We start from the raw sequence: 20,301 nt of genomic DNA on the forward strand, positions 1-20,301 counted from the left end.
CAACTATTTGAATTCATAACGAACGCCAAACGTCGCTTGCGTACTGCTATAACCGTGACCGCCGAGTTGGTGGCCGACATTGCCCCACAGACTCAGTTGCGTGTTCAACCTGCCGGTCATGCCGATTTTCACTTCGCCGACATTCTCCGCGCCCGCCTGGCTGATGGTTTCACCATCCATACGCGTGGCGAAACGCTGCGTGTTGTGGATCCAGTTGGCTTCGATAAACGGCTGTAACCTGCGCCCGTTGTCATTATGCTGACTGCCGTAGCTGTTCAACCAACTGCGGATCCCGAGCCGCGTTTGTAGCGCGTTACTCCCATCGCCGCTGACGCGCGTACCGTTTGCTTCGCGGTGATCCTCAGCTTTTACTCCCATCCAGATAGCCTGCGCCTGCGGCTGGATGTGCCAGCTTGTCCGCGAACCGTTGCTGGCGGAAAACTCCGCAGCTTTCCAGTTCCAGGCGGTTTCAACGGACGCACTGACACCTTTCGCGTGATACGCCTCGGAAGAGAGTTCCTCACCGCTGACTGAATTCGTAAACCAGCTATATTGCGCCCAACTGCCCACATACAGCCCGGTTTTATTCACCTCGTCGGCATACCATGCACCGTATGCGCCTGCCGTGTAGCCGTTTACCCGACCGTCGGCATCGTAACCGCTGATGTCCGAGTGCGTTTTGCTGTGGTTGTTTCCGTATCCGGCCATCACTCCCACGCGCCCGCGTCCCTGGCGGCCGTCGCTCCATTGCACCAGGTCACCGCCCAGCATCACCACGTACTGAGTCGACTCGGTTTTCAATTGCCCGCTGTCGTCATGCGAGCGGTTACGCGATCCCGCCTGATGCATCCACATGCTGCTCTCTGCGGTATCGCCCTGCTGCCCGTTATCGGTCTGGGTTTCGCTAACGCTATCCTGCAAACGGATGGCAAACATGCGGTTGGCTGCCGCCAGGTTTTCCGTGTAGCTTCCCCCTTCCGGTCGGTTAACCGGCTTAGTGGATTGCGGTGGCGTCGGTTGTGATGGCGTCGGGTCAGGATCGGGCTGCTCGGGCTTGGTCGGCGGCTGCTCCGGTTCGCTCGGTGGATCTTCGGGGTCGATCGGCGGGTCAGGCGGCAGGTCTTCTTGCAACTGGTTGCTTAAAAACCAGTGTGCATAATCCTGCCCGTTACCGCGCACCAGCATATATTCATACGCGCCCGCAACAATTCGCCCCTGCTGAGTGAATCGCCCGGCTGAGTGTCCGTTAACCTGGATGAGCTGGATCCCGTTCAGCGTTTGCTTGCCCATGCCGCCGACATTGTTAACGCTGACCTTTGTCGTACCGCTGGTATCGCCTTCCACCCGCAGCGTTTCCGTTGCGGAGCTGTCATCCGCCAGAACGGTGTTGAAATTAATCACACCGTTGCTGCCCTGGTAATCCCCCTTCACCACCAGTTGATTACCCGGCGCTTTGCCGCTCGTTGCCGCACCTATCTGAACAGTGCCGGTGTTATTCAGGTTACCGTTAATGGTTAACGCATCGCTCACTGCTGCGGCACCGCCCGCGCCTGCAGTCCGGTTCGCCGCTCCGGTTCCGATCGACAGGGTGCCGGCGTTAGTGACATCGCCTGCTACCGCGCCGTTGCCAATAAGCACCGCGTCTTTATAGATATTGACGTGCGATGACTCCAGCGTGAACGGCTCCTCGGGGGAACCAAACTTCACGCCGCCGGTTCGGATATTCGTCTCACCTTTATAAAGCGCAGCGGCCTGCGAGAGCGTGATGATGCCGAGGCCACCTTTTTCCAGCCCGCCCGAACCGGCCACACTGTTTTGCACGGTCCAGTCATCGTTGGTCACCACCCGAAGCGTTCCGTCATTGATTATCGACGCGCAACTTAGCTGATTTGCCGTATTAACAGTAAGCTGGCTGCCATCGCCAATCTCAACCGTACCGCCGAAATGGGTGTTGTCAGCGGTAAATTGGATGTTGCTGTCGTTGAGAACAACGATTCCGTTATTGGTGAGCGTGTTTTCAAGCAGACCGGATGCGCTGTTAAATTTGAGAAAACCGCTGTTATCGATGCCTGCGGTTCCCAGTCCCCGTGGGTTATCGAGGGTTACTGATGCCCCCGACTTTATGGTGATATCGGCGCTGAGCGCGGTATTGTCACCGTGGATAGCCATCGGCCCACCAATGAAATTCAACGCGCCGCTGCCGGTGAGCGCACCCGCGATATCGCCGCCTTTGGTCACCGTCAGGTTGCCGCCCGCGAGATCTATCAGCGACCCCTGTTGGCTCTCTATCGCGCCGAGGGTTTGCTGGTAGCCATGAATGTCCAGCACCGTTGCAGAGGCCATGTCGACCAACGAGGTGTTACCCAATGTTTGATCGTTTGCTAATTGCAACTGACCGGCCACAATTCGCGTCACGCCGGTATAGTCGTTATCCCGATTGGATAATGAAACCGCCGTGTCGGTATTAATTTGCAAATCGCCACTTCCGCTGACTTTCGCGCTCAGATCGGCGGCGTTACCGCTGTTGCCTTCTGCGCTCAATGTCAGGGCATCATTGCCCTGCGCCAGCAGTTCAAGCTCAGTCAGCCCGTAATTGATATACATTCCATCCGCGCCGCTACCGCTAGTAAGACGATAGTCATAGTGCCCTTTCGCCACGGTCTGGCCATTTTGCGTAACGTCGTGCTCCGTTTCTGCGGAAACCGCCTGCCCATTTTCATCGACGAGCAGCAAATTGCCGCCAGCGCCGGTTACGACTTGCTGGCTTTCCACCAACTGACGTACAACTTCTGCCTCGTCCTGTTGCATGAGCGGGTTACTGGTATCAGGCGGCGTATGTTGCAAACTGCTGCTGTTGCTTATCTGAATTGTGCCCCGCCCGGACAGATCCACATTGCCTGCCGCCTTAACCAAAGGCACAGAGTTGATATCGCCAAACACCATTTTGCCGCCGTTAAAAGCCAGGCCACCAATGGATTGAGTGCCTGTTCCAACGGTAGTGGTGTTGCCGTTTTCAACATGCAGTGTGGCCTGAGTGAGCGCGGCGGTATTGTCCCCATCCAGCAGGAAATCATTATTTCTGAGATAAACATCACCGGAAAAATCACGGCCGACATCAGCGGTAAAATTAAACGAATTGTGGTTATTATCGGCGATAAAATCGCCCGTACCGGTCAGGTGATTATTAAATTCGAAAGCAGCATCTGTTTGCGCGGTAAATTCTCCACTCGCCGCAATATTAATCGTGCCTGTTCCAAAACTGTTGTCACTCACTAATAAATCTTTGCTGGTTGCCGCTTTTCCCGTGATATTCCATTTCCCGGCATACGTGTTTTTATTAATAAAGATAATGACATCGCCTGACACCGTCGTATTACCAGTACCGGTCATATTATTGGTGAAAGCATAGTGGCCCACCCCTGCTATATCCAGCCCTTGTAACGGATCGTTGGCGTTAGTATTAATTGTGATATTATTTGAACCCAGCGCTCTCGTATGGGTAATTGTGACTAGCCCACCGCTAATTAGCGTATCACCGCTATAATCCGATTCTAATCCCAGCGTGGTATGACCCGACTGATACTCAACACTGCCATCTCCTATTATTTGCATGTTGAAAACATAGCCATCATTCGATTGTGTGGAAAAGTTATTATTGAAGATAATTTTATTATCACCCGTACCGCTCATAATGATGCGACTCGCCCGAATATGATTTTGCTCATCCGTTAATGCATCACCAATATAAAGGGTGTTATTTGCTCCAGACACGCTGTTAAGCGTAATATTGTTCTCCACTTCTAGCCAGGCGTTATTGCCGAGTACCGTTTTCATGTTATTACCGGCAACAGAGGCATTGAGATTAATATTATCGCCGATAACCACGTGTTGCCCGGAAGAACCGCCATGAATTTGCAACGCTGTGTCGCCAGCATGTGTGCCATTAAGGTTCATATCGCCGTTAACATGCACGTCCGCATTGCGAATTATTGCATTATCCGCAACCGCATTGATGTCATTGAGCGTTCGATCATTGGAGAGCGTTAAATCACCGCCAACATTGACGGTTGCGCCATCGGCAATATGCAACCCCATCCCGCCGCCAGCGAGATCGGCGGTGAGATTATCGCCTACATTGAGAATCGCGGAACCGCTGACCGATAACCCGCCACTCGCCGCGCCACCACCGGGAGAAATCGACATATCATGCGCCACTGTGGTCGTGCCACCGGTCTGGACGAACTGGCTTGTTTCAGACTGCAGGTTGATGCTGTTGGCCACGATTACCGACTGCGCATCATTAATATTAATAGACGTTAACGTACCAGCACCGGTGCTGGTCACAAGGTTACCGAACGAGAGTGTGCCGCCATAACCGTTTGTCGATGCGGGGACGCCACCCATTTGCGCCCCGCCGAACTGAATGTGCGACTGCCCGTTCAACAGGAGATCGCCTGCGCTATTAAGTGAACCGCCATGCAACCATAAATAAGCGCTGTCCATTTCTACTGCATACGGGCCTGCGCCGTTAGCGATATTGACTGTACCGGCTCCAGCGGTAATTTCCAGGCCGCTGTTCGGATTGAACTGAAGACCATCATTAATATCGTTAACCGGCTTATCGTAAAGTGTGTTTTGCGTAATATTTACGGCCATAGCACCAGGAATGCCTGTAAAAAACAGCAACATCGGAAAGGTGACTTTTACCGCGCAGGAGAGCCTTGAAAGCGTGGTTTTCATATTCGGAATGCTATTTAAACCGGATGAGGGGTCGTGCGCCATGCCCAGTTGCGACGTTGCAGAGAATTGCCGTTCTAAATTAACTTTAACAATCCTGTCCATATATAACTTCCTTATATTTAAAAATAAGCGTTCCTGTAATCTATTTCGATAAAATACGGACAGCGCCCACTGTTAATGCAGACGCACCGCTATACCAACTGAACAACTCGTAACAGTCGTGGAAGATAAATTAATGGAACACATAAAATAAAATGCTATTACATAGAAAAATAACGCCCGGAATTTAAAATATTAAATATATCCATCTTACTGTTACCGCTAAGACCACAAGACATTTATCGGTTAAGTAAACGCTTAATTACATTTACACTAAAACGTCGGTACAAACCCTCATGCAAGCGTTATCTTAGCAGCAAACTGCTGGGCAGTTACCAGGCCATAGCATTTTTTACTTGCCGTTTATTTCACTCAATGAAGTGATAAATATTAACAAGTTGCCTGTTATTTTTGTGTTAATTAATAAAATTAAAAATCCGAAAAATAAATACGGCCTCAGCGCAAGACCGAAATTATATACATGACTGAAACACGGAATAATGGATTTGAAGGTGAACTGGCGCACTGATGTCACCCGGCGCAGGTGCCGGATGACTGGTTGCATTAAAGCGCGATCATTTCCACAACTTGTGCGCAATAGCTTGCAGTTGCTGGGAGATCTCTTGCAGGTTGGTGCCCTGCGCCTGCTGCACGCCCGTGGAATGGCGCACAATGAGCCGCGCGGGCAACACGGAAGAACTGCGCGTGGCGTCGCCGTGACCGCTATCGAGCAGCCGCCGGACAGCTTCCTTACCCTGTAAATCGAGATCCAGCGAGACGGTGGTCAGCGCCGGGTAAAAGAACGAGCTTTCGTAGGTGTCGTCATAACCGACAACCGACTTCTCACCGGGAATCGCCACCTGGTGCTGATGAAACGCGCTTAGTACCCCGAGCGCCATCTGGTCGTTACCTACCAACACGGCGGTAAAGTTTGGCGTTTCGCGCAGCATCTGTAGCGCACCGGCATAACCACTTTGCGCATCCCAGTTACCGTGAAAAACCATCACCGGTTTCAGCCCATAACCGTTCAGGGTTTCGATCCAGCTTTTCAGGCGCAGCTTCGCCGAGACCGAACTCTCCGGCCCGGCCAGTAAGGCAATCTGTCGATGCCCCAAATCGTAAAGGTGTTTGACGCTGGCGCGGGTGCCGTCTGCCGGGTTAAACGAAACGTTAAACACCGAACTGTAAGGGTCAACATCGAGAAACAGGCAGACGATATCATCGTTGTCAGAGGCGATGCGCTGCGCCTGCTCGGTCTCCAACGGTACGTTGATAATCACTTTATCGACGAGTTGTGATTTCAATTCGTTGATAGCGGCCTGGATATCATGATTGACGTTCTCATCGATCATCGAGATCAGCACCTGGTAACCATCAAGGTTGGCATAGCGTTTTACTGCCGCCGCCACCTGCGATGGCGCATGCAGTGCCAGCGAAGTGGTCACCAGCCCAATGGTATGGCTCTGTTTGCCGACCAGTTGTTGGGCCAGCCTGTTAGGTACGTAGCGCAATAACTCTATGGATTTCTCCACCTTGAGACGCGTGGCTTCGGATACATTGGCAGATTTGTTGAGTACCCTGGACACGGTCTGATAGGAGACACCCGCATGGCGGGCAACGTCTTCCAACGTCGCACTTTTAGACTTCATGGTCCGGTTCCTTATGTTGTTATGCGCCAATTGTAACAGGGGCTGTCTAAAAAAACGCTCACCACACTTCCCTCGCCTCTTTTTTGCCAAATAAGTATCACGCTCACAATAGCGAACATTGTGAAGGAATTCGCTACCTGTAACAAAAAACGCTGATTTATTTGCACTTAATCACACATTCACAATCGTTAGTTTGCCTGTTTTTACATTTAGGCATTTTATGACAGCGTTTATGTGAACGTAATACAAAACAATAAGAGGAATGATATGAACACTACGCTACGCACTCTCACACTTGCGTTAGCCGCTGCGCTGACTTCACCATCCATCCTGGCCGCCTCATCTGTGCCTATCGACTTTCACGGTTACCTGCGCGGTGGCGTAGGCGTGTCGGGCGATGGTGGACAAGTGGAGTGGCAGAAAAACAAACTCGGCCGCCTCGGTAACGAATCCGATACCTACGGGGAAGTGGAACTGGGCTCGGAAGTGTATAAAAAAGACGAGGTGAGTTTTTACCTCGACACCATGGTCAGCATGGTTTCCGATGGCTCCAACGACAACGAAACCACCATTGGCGACGACGCACAATTTGGTTTGCGTCAATTAAACCTGCAAATCAAGGGGCTTATCCCTAACGATCCCAACGCGGTGATCTGGGGCGGTAAACGCTACTACCAGCGCCACGATCTGCACATTATTGATACCAAATACTGGAACATTTCCGGTTCCGGCGCGGGTATTGAAAACTACACCTTAGGCCCAGGCGCGGTTTCCGTGGCGTGGATCCGTGGCGACGCCAACGATGTCGATTACCGCGTTGATAACGATAACGACGTCAACATCAACTATATCGACCTGCGTTATGCGGGCTGGAAACCGTGGTCAGGCGCGTGGACCGAGTTCGGCATCGACTACGCCATGCCAAACCCAACCAAGAAACAGAAAGACTACGGTGGCCTGTATGAAGCCGATGACGGCGTAATGGTGACCGGTGAAATCAGCCAGGATATGTTTGGCGGCTACAATAAACTGGTGCTGCAATATGCCAACAAAGGGCTGGCGCAGAACATGGTGTCGCAGGGCGGCGGCTGGTACGACATGTGGCACGACGTGAATGACGCCAGCGGCTATCGTGTGATTAACACCGGCCTTATTCCGATTACCGATAAGTTCTCGCTGAACCATGTGCTGACATACGGTTCAGCCAATGACATCACCGAATATACCGACAAAACACGGCTGGTTTCGCTGGTTGGACGTGCCCAGTATCAGCTCACCAATTATGTGCGCTTGATTGGCGAAGTCGGTGGTTTCTACCAGAAAGATGATTATAAAAACGGCACCCATTACAAACAGAGCGGCGAGAAATATACTTTCGCCGTCGGTCTGGCGGATGGCCCGGAATTTATGTCTCGTCCTGAGTTACGTCTTTTCGCTTCCTATTTAAATGATTCGGAAGACGGAAAATCATTTGAAGACGGAACGAAAAATAACACCTGGAACTTCGGTGTTCAGGTTGAAGCCTGGTGGTAATACACCGCATCCTTCATGTTATCTCTTTGTTGGCTGATTCTGTTTACTCTGGCTTTTTATTTCAATAAGCCAATACCGGGAAACTATGTTGTCGCAAAAAGATAAGGCACCACGTTGTATGTATTAACGAGTAACATCATTATTTATTTTATCTCCGCAAACTGAGCAAAGTTGCCACTGTTTCATTTCGGGATACCCATGCAGGTATCCCTTTTTTTATTTATTAGCGAGACGAGAAATGCTCATCAAGTAATTTACGCAGCGCGTCGGATTGCTTACCGAAAATAGCGTGAACTTCTTGCCCAAGAATAATCACACCCAACGCCCCTTCATTTTGCAGTGCCTGAGAATCGACAATCGCCAGATCTTTAACCGTGACGCGCAAACGGGTTAAGCAGGCATCGACATGCGCAATATTCGGCGCGCCGCCAAAGGCTTGCACCAGCCGCTGAATTTTCTGCAACTCCCCTTCACTCATGGGTGTTGTGGCCGCGTTTTTCGGTTCAGAGAAGTAATGCAGGAAGGATTTAAGGCTCACCATAATAGTCTCCTGATAATCAGCAGATAAAAAAACGCCTGCCCGAATGGGCAGGCGCGGAAGGTTCACTTACGCTTTACAGCTAACAACCCGGCAATCCCAGGGAGCGAGCGACAGCGCACCGCTGGCGGACGAACCGGACAAACAATCCTGATAGCCACCAGGCAGCGTTATCGCCTGCTGCTGGGCGCTAAAGTTCTGAATAAAGACAAAGGTGCTTTCACCGTCCGTACGCGCGGTGGCAACAACGCCCGGCGGCAAATCGTTTTGCAACGCGCGCGGCAGCGCCAGCTCATCAATAATGTTGGCGAAGAAATCACGCTGGAAAGCGAGATCGTTGCGCGACGCCACATGCCAGGCCTTGCCTTTGCCGACATGATTGACCGTCACAGCGGGCCGTCCGGCGTAGAAATCATCCCGATAAGTTGCCAGCGCCTGCGCGCTCTCGGTGTGGATCAACTCACACAGATGACGCACCTGATACGGCCCCTGTAAGCCGGCCTCATTTCCCGCCAGACCCTGTACCTGATTGCGCTCGTTGTCGTCCAGGCAATCAATCTCCTCTGCCCAGATGCCAAGCAACTTGCGCAGCGGACCCGGGAAACCGCCGAGATAACAAAGATCACTTTCATTGACCACGCCGGTCCAGTAAGAGGTCACCAGATGACCGCCCGCCGCGACAAACGCCTCTACGTGCTCGGCAAAACCGTCGCGCACCATATACAGCATCGGTGCAATCACCAGTTGATAACGGCTGAGATCGGCATCAGCATTGATTACGTCAACGGCAATACCTTTTTCCCAGAACGGTCGATAGTGCTCGTTAACCGTTTTTTCATACTCCAGCCCTTTATTGCGCGGGCCTTCGGCATCATCCAGCGCCCAGCGGTTTTGCTGATCGAAGATGATCGCCACGCGTGCATCGGTGCGACAACCCATTACCGGAGTGAGTTTGCTGAGCATGTCGCCCAGCGCGCAGACTTCACGACCCACGCGCGTATCCAGATGCCCGACGTGATCGATAATCGCGCCGTGGAACTTCTCGACCGATCCGCGGCTTTTACGCCACTGAAAGTACTGCACCGAATCGGCGCCGTGCGCCACCGCCTGCAGCGACGAGAGAATGTGCATTCCCGGCTTTTTCAGCTTGCTGGTCGGCTGCCAGTTGGTGACGCTCGGTGTGGACTCCATCAGCACAAACGGTTTGCCGCCTTTCAGCGTGCGCATCATGTCGTGATACATGGCGGTGTAGCAGGCAAGCGCCGTTTCGTCTTTATCCCGGTGCCACATCGGGTAGCTGTCCCAGGAGATAAAATCGATCGCTTCGGCAAGCTGCCAGTAGTCGTAATCGTAGAAATACTCCATAAAGTTGGTGGTTACCGGCAGCGTCGCGTTAGCCGCTTTCAGCGGGGCAACTTCATGGCGGCAAAAGTCGGTCACCTGCGCGGTGTTAAAGCGTCGCCAGTCTAGGTTCAGCCCGTGAATGGAGACTTCGCCCTGCGGCGACGGTGACTGGATCTGCGACCAGTCACTGTAAGTGTGGCTCCAGAAATCGCTCCACCAGGCGTGATTGAGGTTTTCCAGCGTCTGATAACGTGCTTTCAGCCAGCCGCGGAATTTTTCCTGACACAACGCGCAGTGGCATTCGCCGCCATATTCATTGGAAATATGCCAGCCCAGCACCGCCGGATGGTGCGCATAGCGCTCCGCCAGCAGCGTGTTGATTTTCAGCGTTTTTTCCCGGTACACCGGCGACGTCATACAGTGGTTATGCCGCCCGCCATGCAGCGCCGGAACGCGGTCGCGCCCGACCCGCAACACCTCCGGGTATTTTTGCGACATCCACGCCGGACGCGCGCCGCTTGGCGTGGCCAGAAAAATATGGATACCGGCGGCATATAATTTCTCTATAACGACATCCAGCCAGGCGAAATTAAATACCCCTTCCTGCGGTTCGAGTTTCGACCAACTGAATATTCCAACAGACATCACATTGCATTTTGCCTGCTGCATCATGGCAATGTCTTTATCAATAATATCGGGATAATTTTCCCACTGCTCCGGGTTATAGTCCGCGCCATGCAATAGCGAGACAACCTTCGGGCTTAAAGGCGCAAATTTATTCATAAACAGATCCTGAAATTTACCACACCAAAATTAATTAAAGACTTTTACCGATGGCAGCACTTTACCCTGACAATCAAATAACGCCTGGTTTTCGCGGGCATTTCCCTCTTTCCACTTGTCGTTGATATATTTCATGCCAGCTTGCGTGGCCCAGGTATTTCCGGGAACGGCAATCCAGGTAGGCTCCCAGTAAAAAATACCTTTGCCGCGATGGCCCTGAACATTGATTACCGACTGCATTAAATCGTGGATATAGTCATATTGCCCCTGCACGGTGCCTGGATAGCCGCCCTCTTTTTCCTCTTTCGCCTGGAAGCTGTTTTCCGCGTTATCACAGTTCGCCAGCGTATAGCCGTAGGCCGCTTCCACCACAATCACATCTTTGTTGTAGCGTTTGCTGATGTCGTCCATATTGGCCTGCAACGCGCTAATCGGCCCGTTCCAGTAGGTGTACATCGAGAGGCCGATGACATCGAACGGCACGTTGCGTTTGGTGATTTCATCAAACCACCAGCGGAAGGTATCGTTCTTGGTGCCTTCTGCCAGATGCAGCATGATTTTTACCTGCTCGCCGTTCTTCAGGTTCTCTTTCAGCCCATCGATAGCCGCATTCAGCAAGCCCGCCAGCCGGTCAAACTCACCGCCACCCTGCCCCCAGCTTTTGCCTTCCGGCCACAACATGCCGCCGTTAATCTCATTGCCGATTTGCACCATATCCGGCAGCACGCCCTCCTGCTTAAAGCGGGCGATGGTGTCGCGGGTATAATCATGGATTGCCGTTTTCAACTGTGGGTAATCCATTTTCTCCCAGGCCTTTGGTTTGTATTGCTTGCCTGGATCGGTCCAGAAATCGCTGTAGTGGAAATCGAGCAGCAGTTTCATACCCTGCGCTTTCGCCCGCTTCGCCAGCGCCAGCGTGCTGGCCAGATCGTTATTGCCGCCGCCGTAGGCCTGGCCTTGCGCATCTTTTGGATCAACCCACAAACGCAAGCGCACATAGTTGACGCCGTTGGCCTTCAGAATGGCAATCGCATCCTGCGGCTGGTTATTTTCGTTATAAAACTTCGCTCCGTGCTTCTCGGCGTCGAGCAACGTCGAAATATCCGCGCCTTTAATGAAATCAACGGGCATGCCGTTAAAGGCGCGCGTTTGAAGCGCGTCGGCAGCGAAGGCGCTGGTGGACAAACTACCCAGACAGACAGCAAGCAGAGCGGGTGCAAATCTTTTCATGTGGTTATCCTTTGGTGCTGCCGGAGGTCAGGCCGGAGACGAAGTATTTTTGCAGTGCCAGATAAAGAATGGCCACCGGAACGGCGATCAAGACCGCGCCCGCCGCGTAGGTGGTGTAACTGGCGCCCATTTTTTGCGCCACCAGGTTGTAAAGCCCAATCGGCAGCGTGTATTTGTCCGGGGTGCGCAAAATGGTGCTAGAGAGAATGAAATCCCCCAGCGGCCCGGTGAAAGAGAACAGTGCCACCACGGCCACAATCGGTTTCGACAGCGGCATGATGATCTCAATAAAGATGCGGAAGTTACTCGCGCCATCCATGCGTGCAGACTCATCCAAATCACGCGGGATAGCATCGAGATAGCCTTTCATCAGATAAGTGTTCATCGGGATCATCCCGGCGACATAAATCAGCACCAGCGCCATATGGCTGTTGATTAAGCCCAACAGTTGCGACAGCACGAAAATGGCGATCAGCGCCGAAAACTGCGGGATCATCTGCAACAGCAAAAACAGCATCAGCCCGTTCTGCCGCCCTTTAAAACGGAAGCGAGAAAAGGCATAAGCGGTGAAACTGACGCTGATCAGCGTCAGCACCATGGTCAGCAGGCTGATCTTCATTGAGTTCCAGTACCAGGTCATGTAATTGACCTGGCCGTTAAACAAATCGGCATAATGCTGAAACGAGAGGTTTTCCGGGATTATCGAGGTGCTGAGCAAGCTGTTACCGGCGTTCAGCGACGCGCCAATCGTCCACACCAGCGGGTAGATAATCATCAGCGATACCAGCGCGATAACCAGCCAGGAGAGCGTCAGGCGGATCCACTTCTCGCGGCGGATACTTTGTGATTGAGCCATTTTTCTTCCCTTATGCCATGTCGTCGTTTTTAAAAGATTTGGTCGCGCGGAACTGCCACAGCGCCAGACCGACGACAAAAATCGACAGCAAAATGGTGATGGTTGCCGCAATCGCGTACTGCGAAGAGGACATTGTCAGCTTGTAAATCCACGACACCAGAATATCCGTCCCACCCGCGTTCGCCCCCGCAACCGCCGGGCCGCCGTTGTTAAACAGATAGATGATGTTGAAGTTGTTAAAGTTGAAGGTGTATTGGGTAATGATGATCGGCGCAATCGAGTACAGCACCAGCGGCAACGTAATGGTGCGAAGCCGCGTCCAGGTGCCCGCGCCATCCATTTTCGCCGCTTCGTACAAATCGTCCGGGATGGCCTGCAACACGCCGGTGGTCATGGCGAAAACAAACGGGAAACCGAGCCAGGTTTGCATCATGATCAGCGCCGTTTTGGTCCAGAATGGATCCGTCAGCCAGGCTTTTGGCGCAATGCCGAAGAACGCGAGAATGGCATTGTTAATCACGCCGAACGAATCGTTAAACATCCCGGCGAACACCAGAATGGTGACAAATCCTGGCACCGCCCACGGCAGGATAAAAATGGTGCGAACCAGCGGCTTAAAGCGCAGATCTTTCTGGTTCACCAGAATCGCCAGCAGCACGCCAACGGAGCACTGCAACGTGGTAGCCAGCAACGTCCAGACCACCGTCCATTGCAGCACATCAAAGAAGGTTGAGCGCCAGATCGACAGGGTGAAGATGTTGACGAAGTTCTTTAATCCCACCCAGTCCACTAGCTTGGCCGGCGGCGTGTGGTAAAGATTGTAATTAGTAAAAGCAATAGCGAAACCGAAGAGGATCGGGAAAATTACCACAAACACCAGCAGGATAAAGCCTGGCGTGATCATCAGATAAGGGAAGCCGTCGCTGAGTAACATTTGGTACTGTTTGCGCACGCTGTTGAGCGGTTTCCCTGCGTCGCGTTTTTTACCGTTTACCCACGCATCGCGCAGTGAGAGGTAATAGACCATCACACCAAAGGCGATGATGAGCACGCTGATAATGCCTTCCGCCAGCAAGAAAATGGAGTTATCACGCGGGACCTCTTCGCCAAGAGTGTATAAACCCCATACCCCTTCACGCAGAAAATCGTAAAAAATACCCATAAAACTGCTAAGCAGTACCAGGAAGATAAAACCCTTTAACCACTGGCGGTGATAAAACTGACCCAAACCCGGCACAACGGCCAGCAGCAGCCCGCACCACGCATGCCGCCCTGCGCCACGCGTTTTGGCAAAATTTTCGCTGGGACTGATAATCACGTACGACTCCTTTTCAACAACGGGAGGTGCCCCTCCCGTTTCGCAACAACACGCGGTTACTGGTTACTGGCCTGCATCGCTTCAACTTGCATATGGATCTGTTTGGTGGCCGCATCGAGCGCCGCCTGCGGTTCCTGTTTGCCGGTCAGGCTCAGCTCCAGCGCGGCGTTCGCCGGCCCCCACACTTCGCCCATTTCCGGAATGCCTGGCATTGCCGTAGCGCGTGCCGCCTGAACCGCGACAGCACTGGCTTTTTCGTCGTTTTTAATCACCGGATCGTCAATCATCGCTTTCTGCGCCGGGATTTCGCGGGTGGCGATATAACGCGTTTTCACGTACTGCGGCTGGTTGATAAATTCAATGAATTGCTGGGCAAGCTTTTTGTCTTTGCTCCAGGTTGAAACGACATACCCTTTCACGCCGAGGAACGAGCTCATCGGCTTGCCGTCTGGCAGGTTCGGTAGCGGCGCGACGCCATAATTGATACCCGCCGCTTCATACGGCTGGAACGCCCACGGGCCGTTGATCACCGCTGCGGCTTTTTTCTCGGTAAACAGCGAATCGATGGCGTTCAGGCCGTTATCGCCGAGGATGCCGGAGGGAAATACGCCTTCGGCATAGAATTTTTTCAGGAAGGTGACGGCTTCCACCGCGCCCGGTTTATTGAGGCCAATATCCTGCGGGTTGAAACCGCCTTTATCGTTTTTACCAAACAGGTAGCCGCCTTCCGGCCCGATGGCACCCCAGCTGTAATAGATCTGGTCAAACTTGGCCAGCAACCCGTATTTATCCTGTGCGCGCTGTTTTTTCGAATAGTCGAGCCATTCCGGCAGGCTTTGCAGCGGCTTATCAATCAGTTCCTTGTTATAGATAAGCACGAGGGTTTCCACCGCTTTCGGCACACCATACAAAGTGTTATCCAGACGAAAGGCGTTGATTGATGCAGGCGTAAAAGCGTCAACCTTCTCTTTATCCAGATTCAGCGGGGTCAGCAGCCCTTGCACCACCGCGCCGCCCAGTTGATCATTAGGAATAACCAGCACATCCGGGCCAATCCCTGCTGGACCATCAAGGCGTAATTTTTCCAGTTGCTGCGCGTAGGGCATCTCCTGCACGTTAACCTTGACGTCGTACTTTTGTTCGAAATCTTTTACGGCGTCCTGAATGCCGACCGACTTTTTAATGTCTTCCCAGACATTAAGCTGCTGGGTGGCGGCGTGCGCCGACAGGCTAACCGTCTGGCCAACGGCGAGTGCAGAGAGGATCAGTGCAGTAAGTGTGTTCTTTTTCATTATCAACCTCATGTCAAGGTATAACAATTTTGTGGTTTTTATGGCGCAGCATCAGGATAGCTTTTAAACAGAACACCTGATATTGCAGGGTTTAAGACGTATTCACTCGCCTTATTGAATTTGTTATACGCTACGCTTTACCAATTAATAAAACGAGCATAAACGGTGAGTTATGTGACCGGTGTTACAGAAATGAAAATTCGATATATGGCGCAAAAACGCTGGAAGTTATAGTCATAGCAAGATTTTTCGCCGTTACGCAGCGACGCCAGATGATTGTTATACGTAATACAAAAACACTCAGCATACGGCATAAACGGTAAATAACGGCTACTACATTCGGGGAACGTTGATGTCCAATATACGACTGAGGAATGTCACCAAACGGTTTGGCGACACGGTGACGCTGAACAATGTCAATTTATCGATTGATGATGGCGAATTCGCGGTATTTGTCGGCCCTTCCGGCTGCGGCAAATCCACCATGCTGCGCATGATTGCCGGTCTGGAAGAGGTTAGCGAAGGCGAAGTATTGATTGGCGACGAGGTGATGAATGATGTCGCGCCGGCGCATCGCGGCGTGTCGATGGTGTTCCAGTCTTACGCGCTCTACCCGCATATGACCGTGGCGGAAAACATGGGCTACGGGCTGAAAGTGAACAAAGTGCCGAAAGAGGAGATCCGCCGCCAGGTGGAGATGGTGGCGAAAACCCTGCAACTGAGCCATCTGCTTGACCGAAAACCGAAACAGCTCTCCGGCGGCCAGCGCCAGCGCGTCGCCATTGGCCGTGCGATTGTGCGTAACCCGCGCGTATTTATGTTTGACGAACCCCTCTCCAACCTTGATGCCGAACTGCGTGTCGAGATGCGCCTGCACATTGCGCGCCTGCACCAGGAGCTGAAAACCACCATGGTGTATGTCACCCATGATCAGGTGGAGGCAATGACGCTGGCGGACAAAATCGTGGTGATGAACTACGGCAATGTCGAGCAGATGGGCTCGCCGATGTCGCTCTACTACAACCCGAAAAACAAGTTTGTCGCCGGGTTTATCGGCTCGCCGAAGATGAACTTCCTGCCCGCCACGGTTAAAGCCTGGCAACCCGGCGAAGTGACCATCACGCTGGCGCAGGGGCATCAATTAACGCTCGCAATCGAAACATCGCGGCTGGAGCCAAGCGCGGCCATCACACTGGGTATTCGCCCGGAACATCTCTCCACGGATGTCACGCGCGGCACGCCGCTGGAATTTCAGTGCGAAGTGGTGGAACGACTCGGTAATAACACTTATCTGTTTGGTCAGTGCTACGGCCATGACAACATTAAAATTCTGCTGCCGGGAGATGTCCATTTCCGTCCGTGGCAGAAAATTACCCTCGCCTTTGATAATCGCCACTGCATGATTTTCGATGACCAGGATTTGCGCGTCAGCGCCGATATCCCGGTGCCAAACTCGGATTCCCCGGACGGCCAGATCAATTGATTTTCACTCATCAAGGATAAGTGCTGCTCCGTTTTGCGTGTTTTTCATCAGATAAGCTTTGACTACCCTTATCTGTATCGACACCCAAAACGCATTAACGGAGCCTTTATGAAAGCTATCGCTATTACCCGCGCCGCGCAGAACGGCAGCAATCTGGATTTTCTTACCGACATTGAACTGCCGCAACCGACAGCCAGCGGTCACGACTTACTGGTTGAAGTGAAGGCCGTTTCCGTCAACCCGGTGGATACCAAAGTGCGCGCCGGTTTTAACGCCGATGCACCGCGCGTGCTGGGCTGGGATGCAGTGGGCGTGGTGACCGCCGTCGGTGAAGCGGTCACGTTGTTCCAGCCAGGTGATGAAGTGTGGTACGCCGGTGCGTTGACGCGCCCCGGTAGCAACAGCGAATTCCAGTTGGTGGATGAGCGTATTGCGGCACGCAAACCGAAAACGCTGGATAACGCCGCCGCCGCCGCTCTGCCCTTAACCGCCATTACCGCCTGGGAGTTGTTATTCGACCGTCTTGGCATCAAAGAGGGCGGCAACGAAAGTGATGTACTTTTGATTGTTGGCGCAGCGGGTGGCGTGGGTTCGATCATGACGCAACTGGCGCGCAAGTTAACGCGCTTAACGGTAATTGGCACGGCATCTCGCCCCGCCAGCCAGCAGTGGGTGAAAGAACTCGGCGCGCACTATGTGATTGACCACAGCAAACCGTTGACTGAAGAGTTGGCACGAATTGGCGTCAAACAGGTTTCTCATGTCGCCAGCCTCAATAACACCGAAGAGCATTATCAGCAGCTGATTAACGCCCTGAAACCGCAGGGTAAACTGGCGCTGATTGATGATCCGCAAAGCCTGGACGCGCTGCCGCTGAAGGTGAAAAGCATTTCGCTGCACTGGGAATTTATGTTTACCCGCTCAATGTTCACCACCGAGGATATGATTGCTCAGCACCAGTTGCTCTCACGCGTGGCGCAGTTGATCGATGAAGGTGTGTTAAGAACCACGCTTGGCGAGCACTTTGGCACCATCAATGCCGTGAACTTGCGCAAAGCCCACGCGCTGCTTGAAAGCCAGCGGGCGGTAGGGAAAATCGTGCTGGAAGGGTTTGCTGGCTGACAATTAGCCAGGATTATTCTTAAAGGTTACAAGCGGATAGCGAAAATAGGCGTCCGCTTTTCCTCCTCTGCCCTGGGTTTGCTTACACTTTTTACCAAAGCGTTATTTTTTCGTAGTTGCTCCGCTGTCAGTTAACGGCAATGATGGCGTGCTATTTATGCAACCGCGTGAAATGTATAAGAACAACCTGGAGAGAGTATGAGTAAAACAAAAATGATGCTTCTGGGCGCGCTGTTGGCAACCGCCACGACGGCCTTTGCCGCACCGCAAACCGCTACACCAGGCGCAACCGGGCCGCAATCCTATGAAATTAATGAGTTTGTCGCTGACTTCACGAAATTCAACATTGGCGATACCGTACCGGCAATGTACCGCAGCGAAGAGTACAACATTAAACAGTGGCAACTGCGTAACCTGCCAGCCCCCGAAGCCGGTAGCCACTGGACCTACATGGGCGGCAACTATGTGCTGATCACGGATGCCGAAGGCAAAATCCTCAAAGCTTATAACGGCGACATCTTTTACCACCGTTAATCAGGAGCTGAATGATTATTCGCCGCTGGCAGGAAAGTGACAGACCGTTTTTACGCACCCTTTATTTACACGCCCGCAAAGAGAGCTGGCACTGGCTTGATGGCAGCGACTGGCGGCTGGAAGATTTTGATGCCGCCACGCTCGATGAAACCATTTGGGTCGCCGAAGAAAAGGGTCACCGACTGGGGTTCGCCTCGGTGTACGAAAACGACAATTTCCTGCACAACCTGTTTGTCGACCCGGCCGCTCAGGGCAAAGGCGTCGGCAGCGCACTGCTCAAACATGCGCAATCCACCTTTACCGGCACCGGCGCGCTGAAGTGCTTGCTACAAAACAAAGCCGCACTGGCGTTTTATCAGCACCACGGCTGGCATATCGAAGCACAGGGCGTTTCACCGGAAGGGGATTACGTGCTGATGCACTATCTGAAGAAGTGAAAAACCTCTCCCGAACGGGAGAGGTTGACTGATTTACACCGCGCGGAAAGCGATATCACCAGGAATGACTTCACCTTGCCAGTAAAGCTGTGCGGCTACACGCCCGGCAAGTTGACGGTAAATAGCGGTAAATTCGCTGTCCGGGCGGCTCACCACTGTTGGCGTACCTTTATCCAGATCTTCACGCAGCGAAATGTGCAGCGGCATCTGCCCCAGCAATTCGGTGTGATACTGCTCGGCCAGTTTCTCCGCACCACCGGTACCGAAAATCGGTTCGTGATGACCGCAGTTGCTGCAAATATGCATGCTCATGTTTTCAACGATACCGAGCACCGGCACTTCCACTTTCTCGAACATGACGATGCCTTTTTTGGCGTCGATCAGCGCAATATCCTGCGGCGTTGTCACCACCAGCGCGCCAGTCACCGGAATGTTTTGCGCCAGCGTCAACTGGATATCACCGGTGCCTGGCGGCATATCCAGCACCAGGTAATCCAGATCCGGCCACATGGATTCCTGCAACAGTTGCAGCAGCGCTTTGCTGGCCATCGGGCCGCGCCACACCATCGCGTTATCGTCAGTCACCAGGTAGCCAATCGAGTTGGTCGCCAGGCCATGAGCGATAATCGGCGCCATATGCGTGCCGTCCGGCGAGGTCGGACGCTCATGTTCTGCACCGAGCATCACCGGGATCGACGGGCCGTAAATATCGGCGTCGAGAATACCGACTTTCGCCCCTTCCGCCGCCAGCGCCAGCGCCAGGTTTACCGCCGTAGAGGATTTCCCTACCCCGCCCTTGCCGGAACTGACGGCAATGATGTTTTTCACACCGTTGACGCCCGGCTGGTTTTTCACACGTTTTAAGGTGGCAATGTTATGCGATAGCTTCCAGTCAATGGCGCGCGCGCCGGTTAGACGCAGCAATTCGGCGCTGCACTGCGCTTTTAACTCTTCAAACGCGCTGCGCCAGACGAACGGCATCAGCAGCTCGACGTGCAGGGTGTCATCAAGCCATGCGACATGATGCACCGCTTTGAGCGCAGTGAGATTGTGCTTCAGGGTTGGGTGCTGAAAATCGGCCAGCGTCCCGGTAACAATCGCGCGTAACGCTTCCGGGGATTTGGCCTGGGATTGCGAACTCATCCCGACTCCTTTGTAGTTGTTCTGAAAACGACATTGTAGCCAGCAAGTTTACCCCACGGGCAACAATTATTCATTTACGGATAAATGCCGTTAACGCATGGCGTAATTATTACCCATGTATTCATATAGGGATTGAAACGTTCTTAAAGCCCTTAGTACTTACAGGGGGAGCAATCTTTACCAAAAAGGTTAATTATAGG

The 20,301-nt window shown here is 52.8% G+C and carries 14 protein-coding genes; 5 read left to right on the plus strand and 9 right to left on the minus strand.

What is annotated here, in order from left to right:
* Nucleotides 1–3 precede the first annotated feature (3 nt).
* Both E0L21_RS14365 and E0L21_RS14370 read right to left on the minus strand, forming a co-directional pair.
* Nucleotides 4–4,842, minus strand: a complete 4,839-nt coding sequence (locus E0L21_RS14365) for an autotransporter outer membrane beta-barrel domain-containing protein (protein WP_235855241.1) — start codon at nucleotides 4,840–4,842, stop codon at nucleotides 4–6.
* 572 nt (nucleotides 4,843–5,414) lie between these two features.
* Nucleotides 5,415–6,488, minus strand: a complete 1,074-nt coding sequence (locus tag E0L21_RS14370) for a LacI family DNA-binding transcriptional regulator (protein ID WP_131410607.1) — start codon at nucleotides 6,486–6,488, stop codon at nucleotides 5,415–5,417.
* 267 nt (nucleotides 6,489–6,755) lie between these two features.
* On the opposite strand from E0L21_RS14370, the gene E0L21_RS14375 reads away from it, so the two are divergent.
* Entirely contained in the window at nucleotides 6,756–8,021 is a 1,266-nt protein-coding gene (locus E0L21_RS14375; RefSeq protein ID WP_131410609.1) for a maltoporin, read from the plus strand.
* A gap of 223 nt (nucleotides 8,022–8,244) precedes the next feature.
* Here E0L21_RS14375 and E0L21_RS14380 read toward each other — a convergent pair whose 3' ends face one another.
* The 6 genes from E0L21_RS14380 to E0L21_RS14405 all read right to left on the minus strand — a co-directional run bounded on the left by E0L21_RS14380 (nucleotide 8,245) and on the right by E0L21_RS14405 (nucleotide 15,382).
* Complete coding sequence (locus E0L21_RS14380; RefSeq protein ID WP_131410611.1) at nucleotides 8,245–8,562, minus strand: glucose PTS transporter subunit EIIB; 318 nt, start codon at nucleotides 8,560–8,562, stop codon at nucleotides 8,245–8,247.
* A gap of 66 nt (nucleotides 8,563–8,628) precedes the next feature.
* Nucleotides 8,629–10,686, minus strand: coding sequence for a beta-galactosidase (locus E0L21_RS14385; protein WP_131410613.1), 2,058 nt, complete (start codon nucleotides 10,684–10,686; stop codon nucleotides 8,629–8,631).
* Nucleotides 10,687–10,716: 30 nt separating this feature from the next.
* A complete protein-coding gene (locus E0L21_RS14390; RefSeq protein ID WP_131410615.1) occupies nucleotides 10,717–11,916 on the minus strand; it encodes a glycoside hydrolase family 53 protein in 1,200 nt (399 codons plus the stop codon).
* Nucleotides 11,917–11,920: 4 nt separating this feature from the next.
* On the minus strand, nucleotides 11,921–12,772 hold the full coding sequence (locus E0L21_RS14395; protein WP_131410617.1) for a sugar ABC transporter permease: 852 nt from the start codon (nucleotides 12,770–12,772) through the stop codon (nucleotides 11,921–11,923).
* Between the two features lie 10 nt (nucleotides 12,773–12,782).
* Complete coding sequence (locus E0L21_RS14400) at nucleotides 12,783–14,090, minus strand: carbohydrate ABC transporter permease (RefSeq protein WP_131410619.1); 1,308 nt, start codon at nucleotides 14,088–14,090, stop codon at nucleotides 12,783–12,785.
* 56 nt (nucleotides 14,091–14,146) lie between these two features.
* The gene (locus E0L21_RS14405; protein WP_017459829.1) at nucleotides 14,147–15,382 is read right to left on the minus strand and encodes an extracellular solute-binding protein; all 1,236 of its coding nucleotides are present in this window, start codon (nucleotides 15,380–15,382) and stop codon (nucleotides 14,147–14,149) included.
* Between the two features lie 352 nt (nucleotides 15,383–15,734).
* On the opposite strand from E0L21_RS14405, the gene E0L21_RS14410 reads away from it, so the two are divergent.
* From E0L21_RS14410 to E0L21_RS14425, 4 genes are all read left to right on the plus strand, one after another.
* A complete protein-coding gene (locus tag E0L21_RS14410) occupies nucleotides 15,735–16,865 on the plus strand; it encodes an ABC transporter ATP-binding protein (protein ID WP_131410621.1) in 1,131 nt (376 codons plus the stop codon).
* Nucleotides 16,866–16,973: 108 nt separating this feature from the next.
* Nucleotides 16,974–17,987: a zinc-binding alcohol dehydrogenase family protein gene (locus E0L21_RS14415; protein WP_131410623.1), complete on the plus strand. Its 1,014-nt coding sequence runs from the start codon at nucleotides 16,974–16,976 to the stop codon at nucleotides 17,985–17,987.
* Between the two features lie 198 nt (nucleotides 17,988–18,185).
* Nucleotides 18,186–18,521, plus strand: coding sequence for an RcnB family protein (locus E0L21_RS14420; RefSeq protein ID WP_131410625.1), 336 nt, complete (start codon nucleotides 18,186–18,188; stop codon nucleotides 18,519–18,521).
* Nucleotides 18,522–18,532: 11 nt separating this feature from the next.
* Nucleotides 18,533–18,958 (plus strand): GNAT family N-acetyltransferase, encoded by a 426-nt coding sequence (locus E0L21_RS14425; protein WP_131410627.1) that lies wholly within the window; start codon nucleotides 18,533–18,535, stop codon nucleotides 18,956–18,958.
* A gap of 33 nt (nucleotides 18,959–18,991) precedes the next feature.
* On the opposite strand, the gene apbC is transcribed toward E0L21_RS14425, so the two are convergent.
* The gene (gene apbC, locus E0L21_RS14430; protein ID WP_017459824.1) at nucleotides 18,992–20,101 is read right to left on the minus strand and encodes an iron-sulfur cluster carrier protein ApbC; all 1,110 of its coding nucleotides are present in this window, start codon (nucleotides 20,099–20,101) and stop codon (nucleotides 18,992–18,994) included.
* Between the last annotated feature and the right edge of the window lie 200 nt (nucleotides 20,102–20,301).

It is taken from the genome of Kosakonia quasisacchari (assembly GCF_004331415.1).
Lineage (GTDB): Bacteria > Pseudomonadota > Gammaproteobacteria > Enterobacterales > Enterobacteriaceae > Kosakonia > Kosakonia quasisacchari.

Bases quoted from the DNA above. Each gene is read 5' to 3' on its own strand.
- E0L21_RS14365 (WP_235855241.1), bottom strand. From the start codon at position 4,842: ATGGACAGGATTGTTAAAGTTAATTTAGAACGGCAATTCTCTGCAACG.
- E0L21_RS14370 (WP_131410607.1), bottom strand. From the start codon at position 6,488: ATGAAGTCTAAAAGTGCGACGTTGGAAGACGTTGCCCGCCATGCGGGT.
- E0L21_RS14375 (WP_131410609.1), top strand. From the start codon at position 6,756: ATGAACACTACGCTACGCACTCTCACACTTGCGTTAGCCGCTGCGCTG.
- E0L21_RS14380 (WP_131410611.1), bottom strand. From the start codon at position 8,562: ATGGTGAGCCTTAAATCCTTCCTGCATTACTTCTCTGAACCGAAAAAC.
- E0L21_RS14385 (WP_131410613.1), bottom strand. From the start codon at position 10,686: ATGAATAAATTTGCGCCTTTAAGCCCGAAGGTTGTCTCGCTATTGCAT.
- E0L21_RS14390 (WP_131410615.1), bottom strand. From the start codon at position 11,916: ATGAAAAGATTTGCACCCGCTCTGCTTGCTGTCTGTCTGGGTAGTTTG.
- E0L21_RS14395 (WP_131410617.1), bottom strand. From the start codon at position 12,772: ATGGCTCAATCACAAAGTATCCGCCGCGAGAAGTGGATCCGCCTGACG.
- E0L21_RS14405 (WP_017459829.1), bottom strand. From the start codon at position 15,382: ATGAAAAAGAACACACTTACTGCACTGATCCTCTCTGCACTCGCCGTT.
- E0L21_RS14410 (WP_131410621.1), top strand. From the start codon at position 15,735: ATGTCCAATATACGACTGAGGAATGTCACCAAACGGTTTGGCGACACG.
- E0L21_RS14415 (WP_131410623.1), top strand. From the start codon at position 16,974: ATGAAAGCTATCGCTATTACCCGCGCCGCGCAGAACGGCAGCAATCTG.
- E0L21_RS14420 (WP_131410625.1), top strand. From the start codon at position 18,186: ATGAGTAAAACAAAAATGATGCTTCTGGGCGCGCTGTTGGCAACCGCC.
- E0L21_RS14425 (WP_131410627.1), top strand. From the start codon at position 18,533: ATGATTATTCGCCGCTGGCAGGAAAGTGACAGACCGTTTTTACGCACC.
- apbC (WP_017459824.1), bottom strand. From the start codon at position 20,101: ATGAGTTCGCAATCCCAGGCCAAATCCCCGGAAGCGTTACGCGCGATT.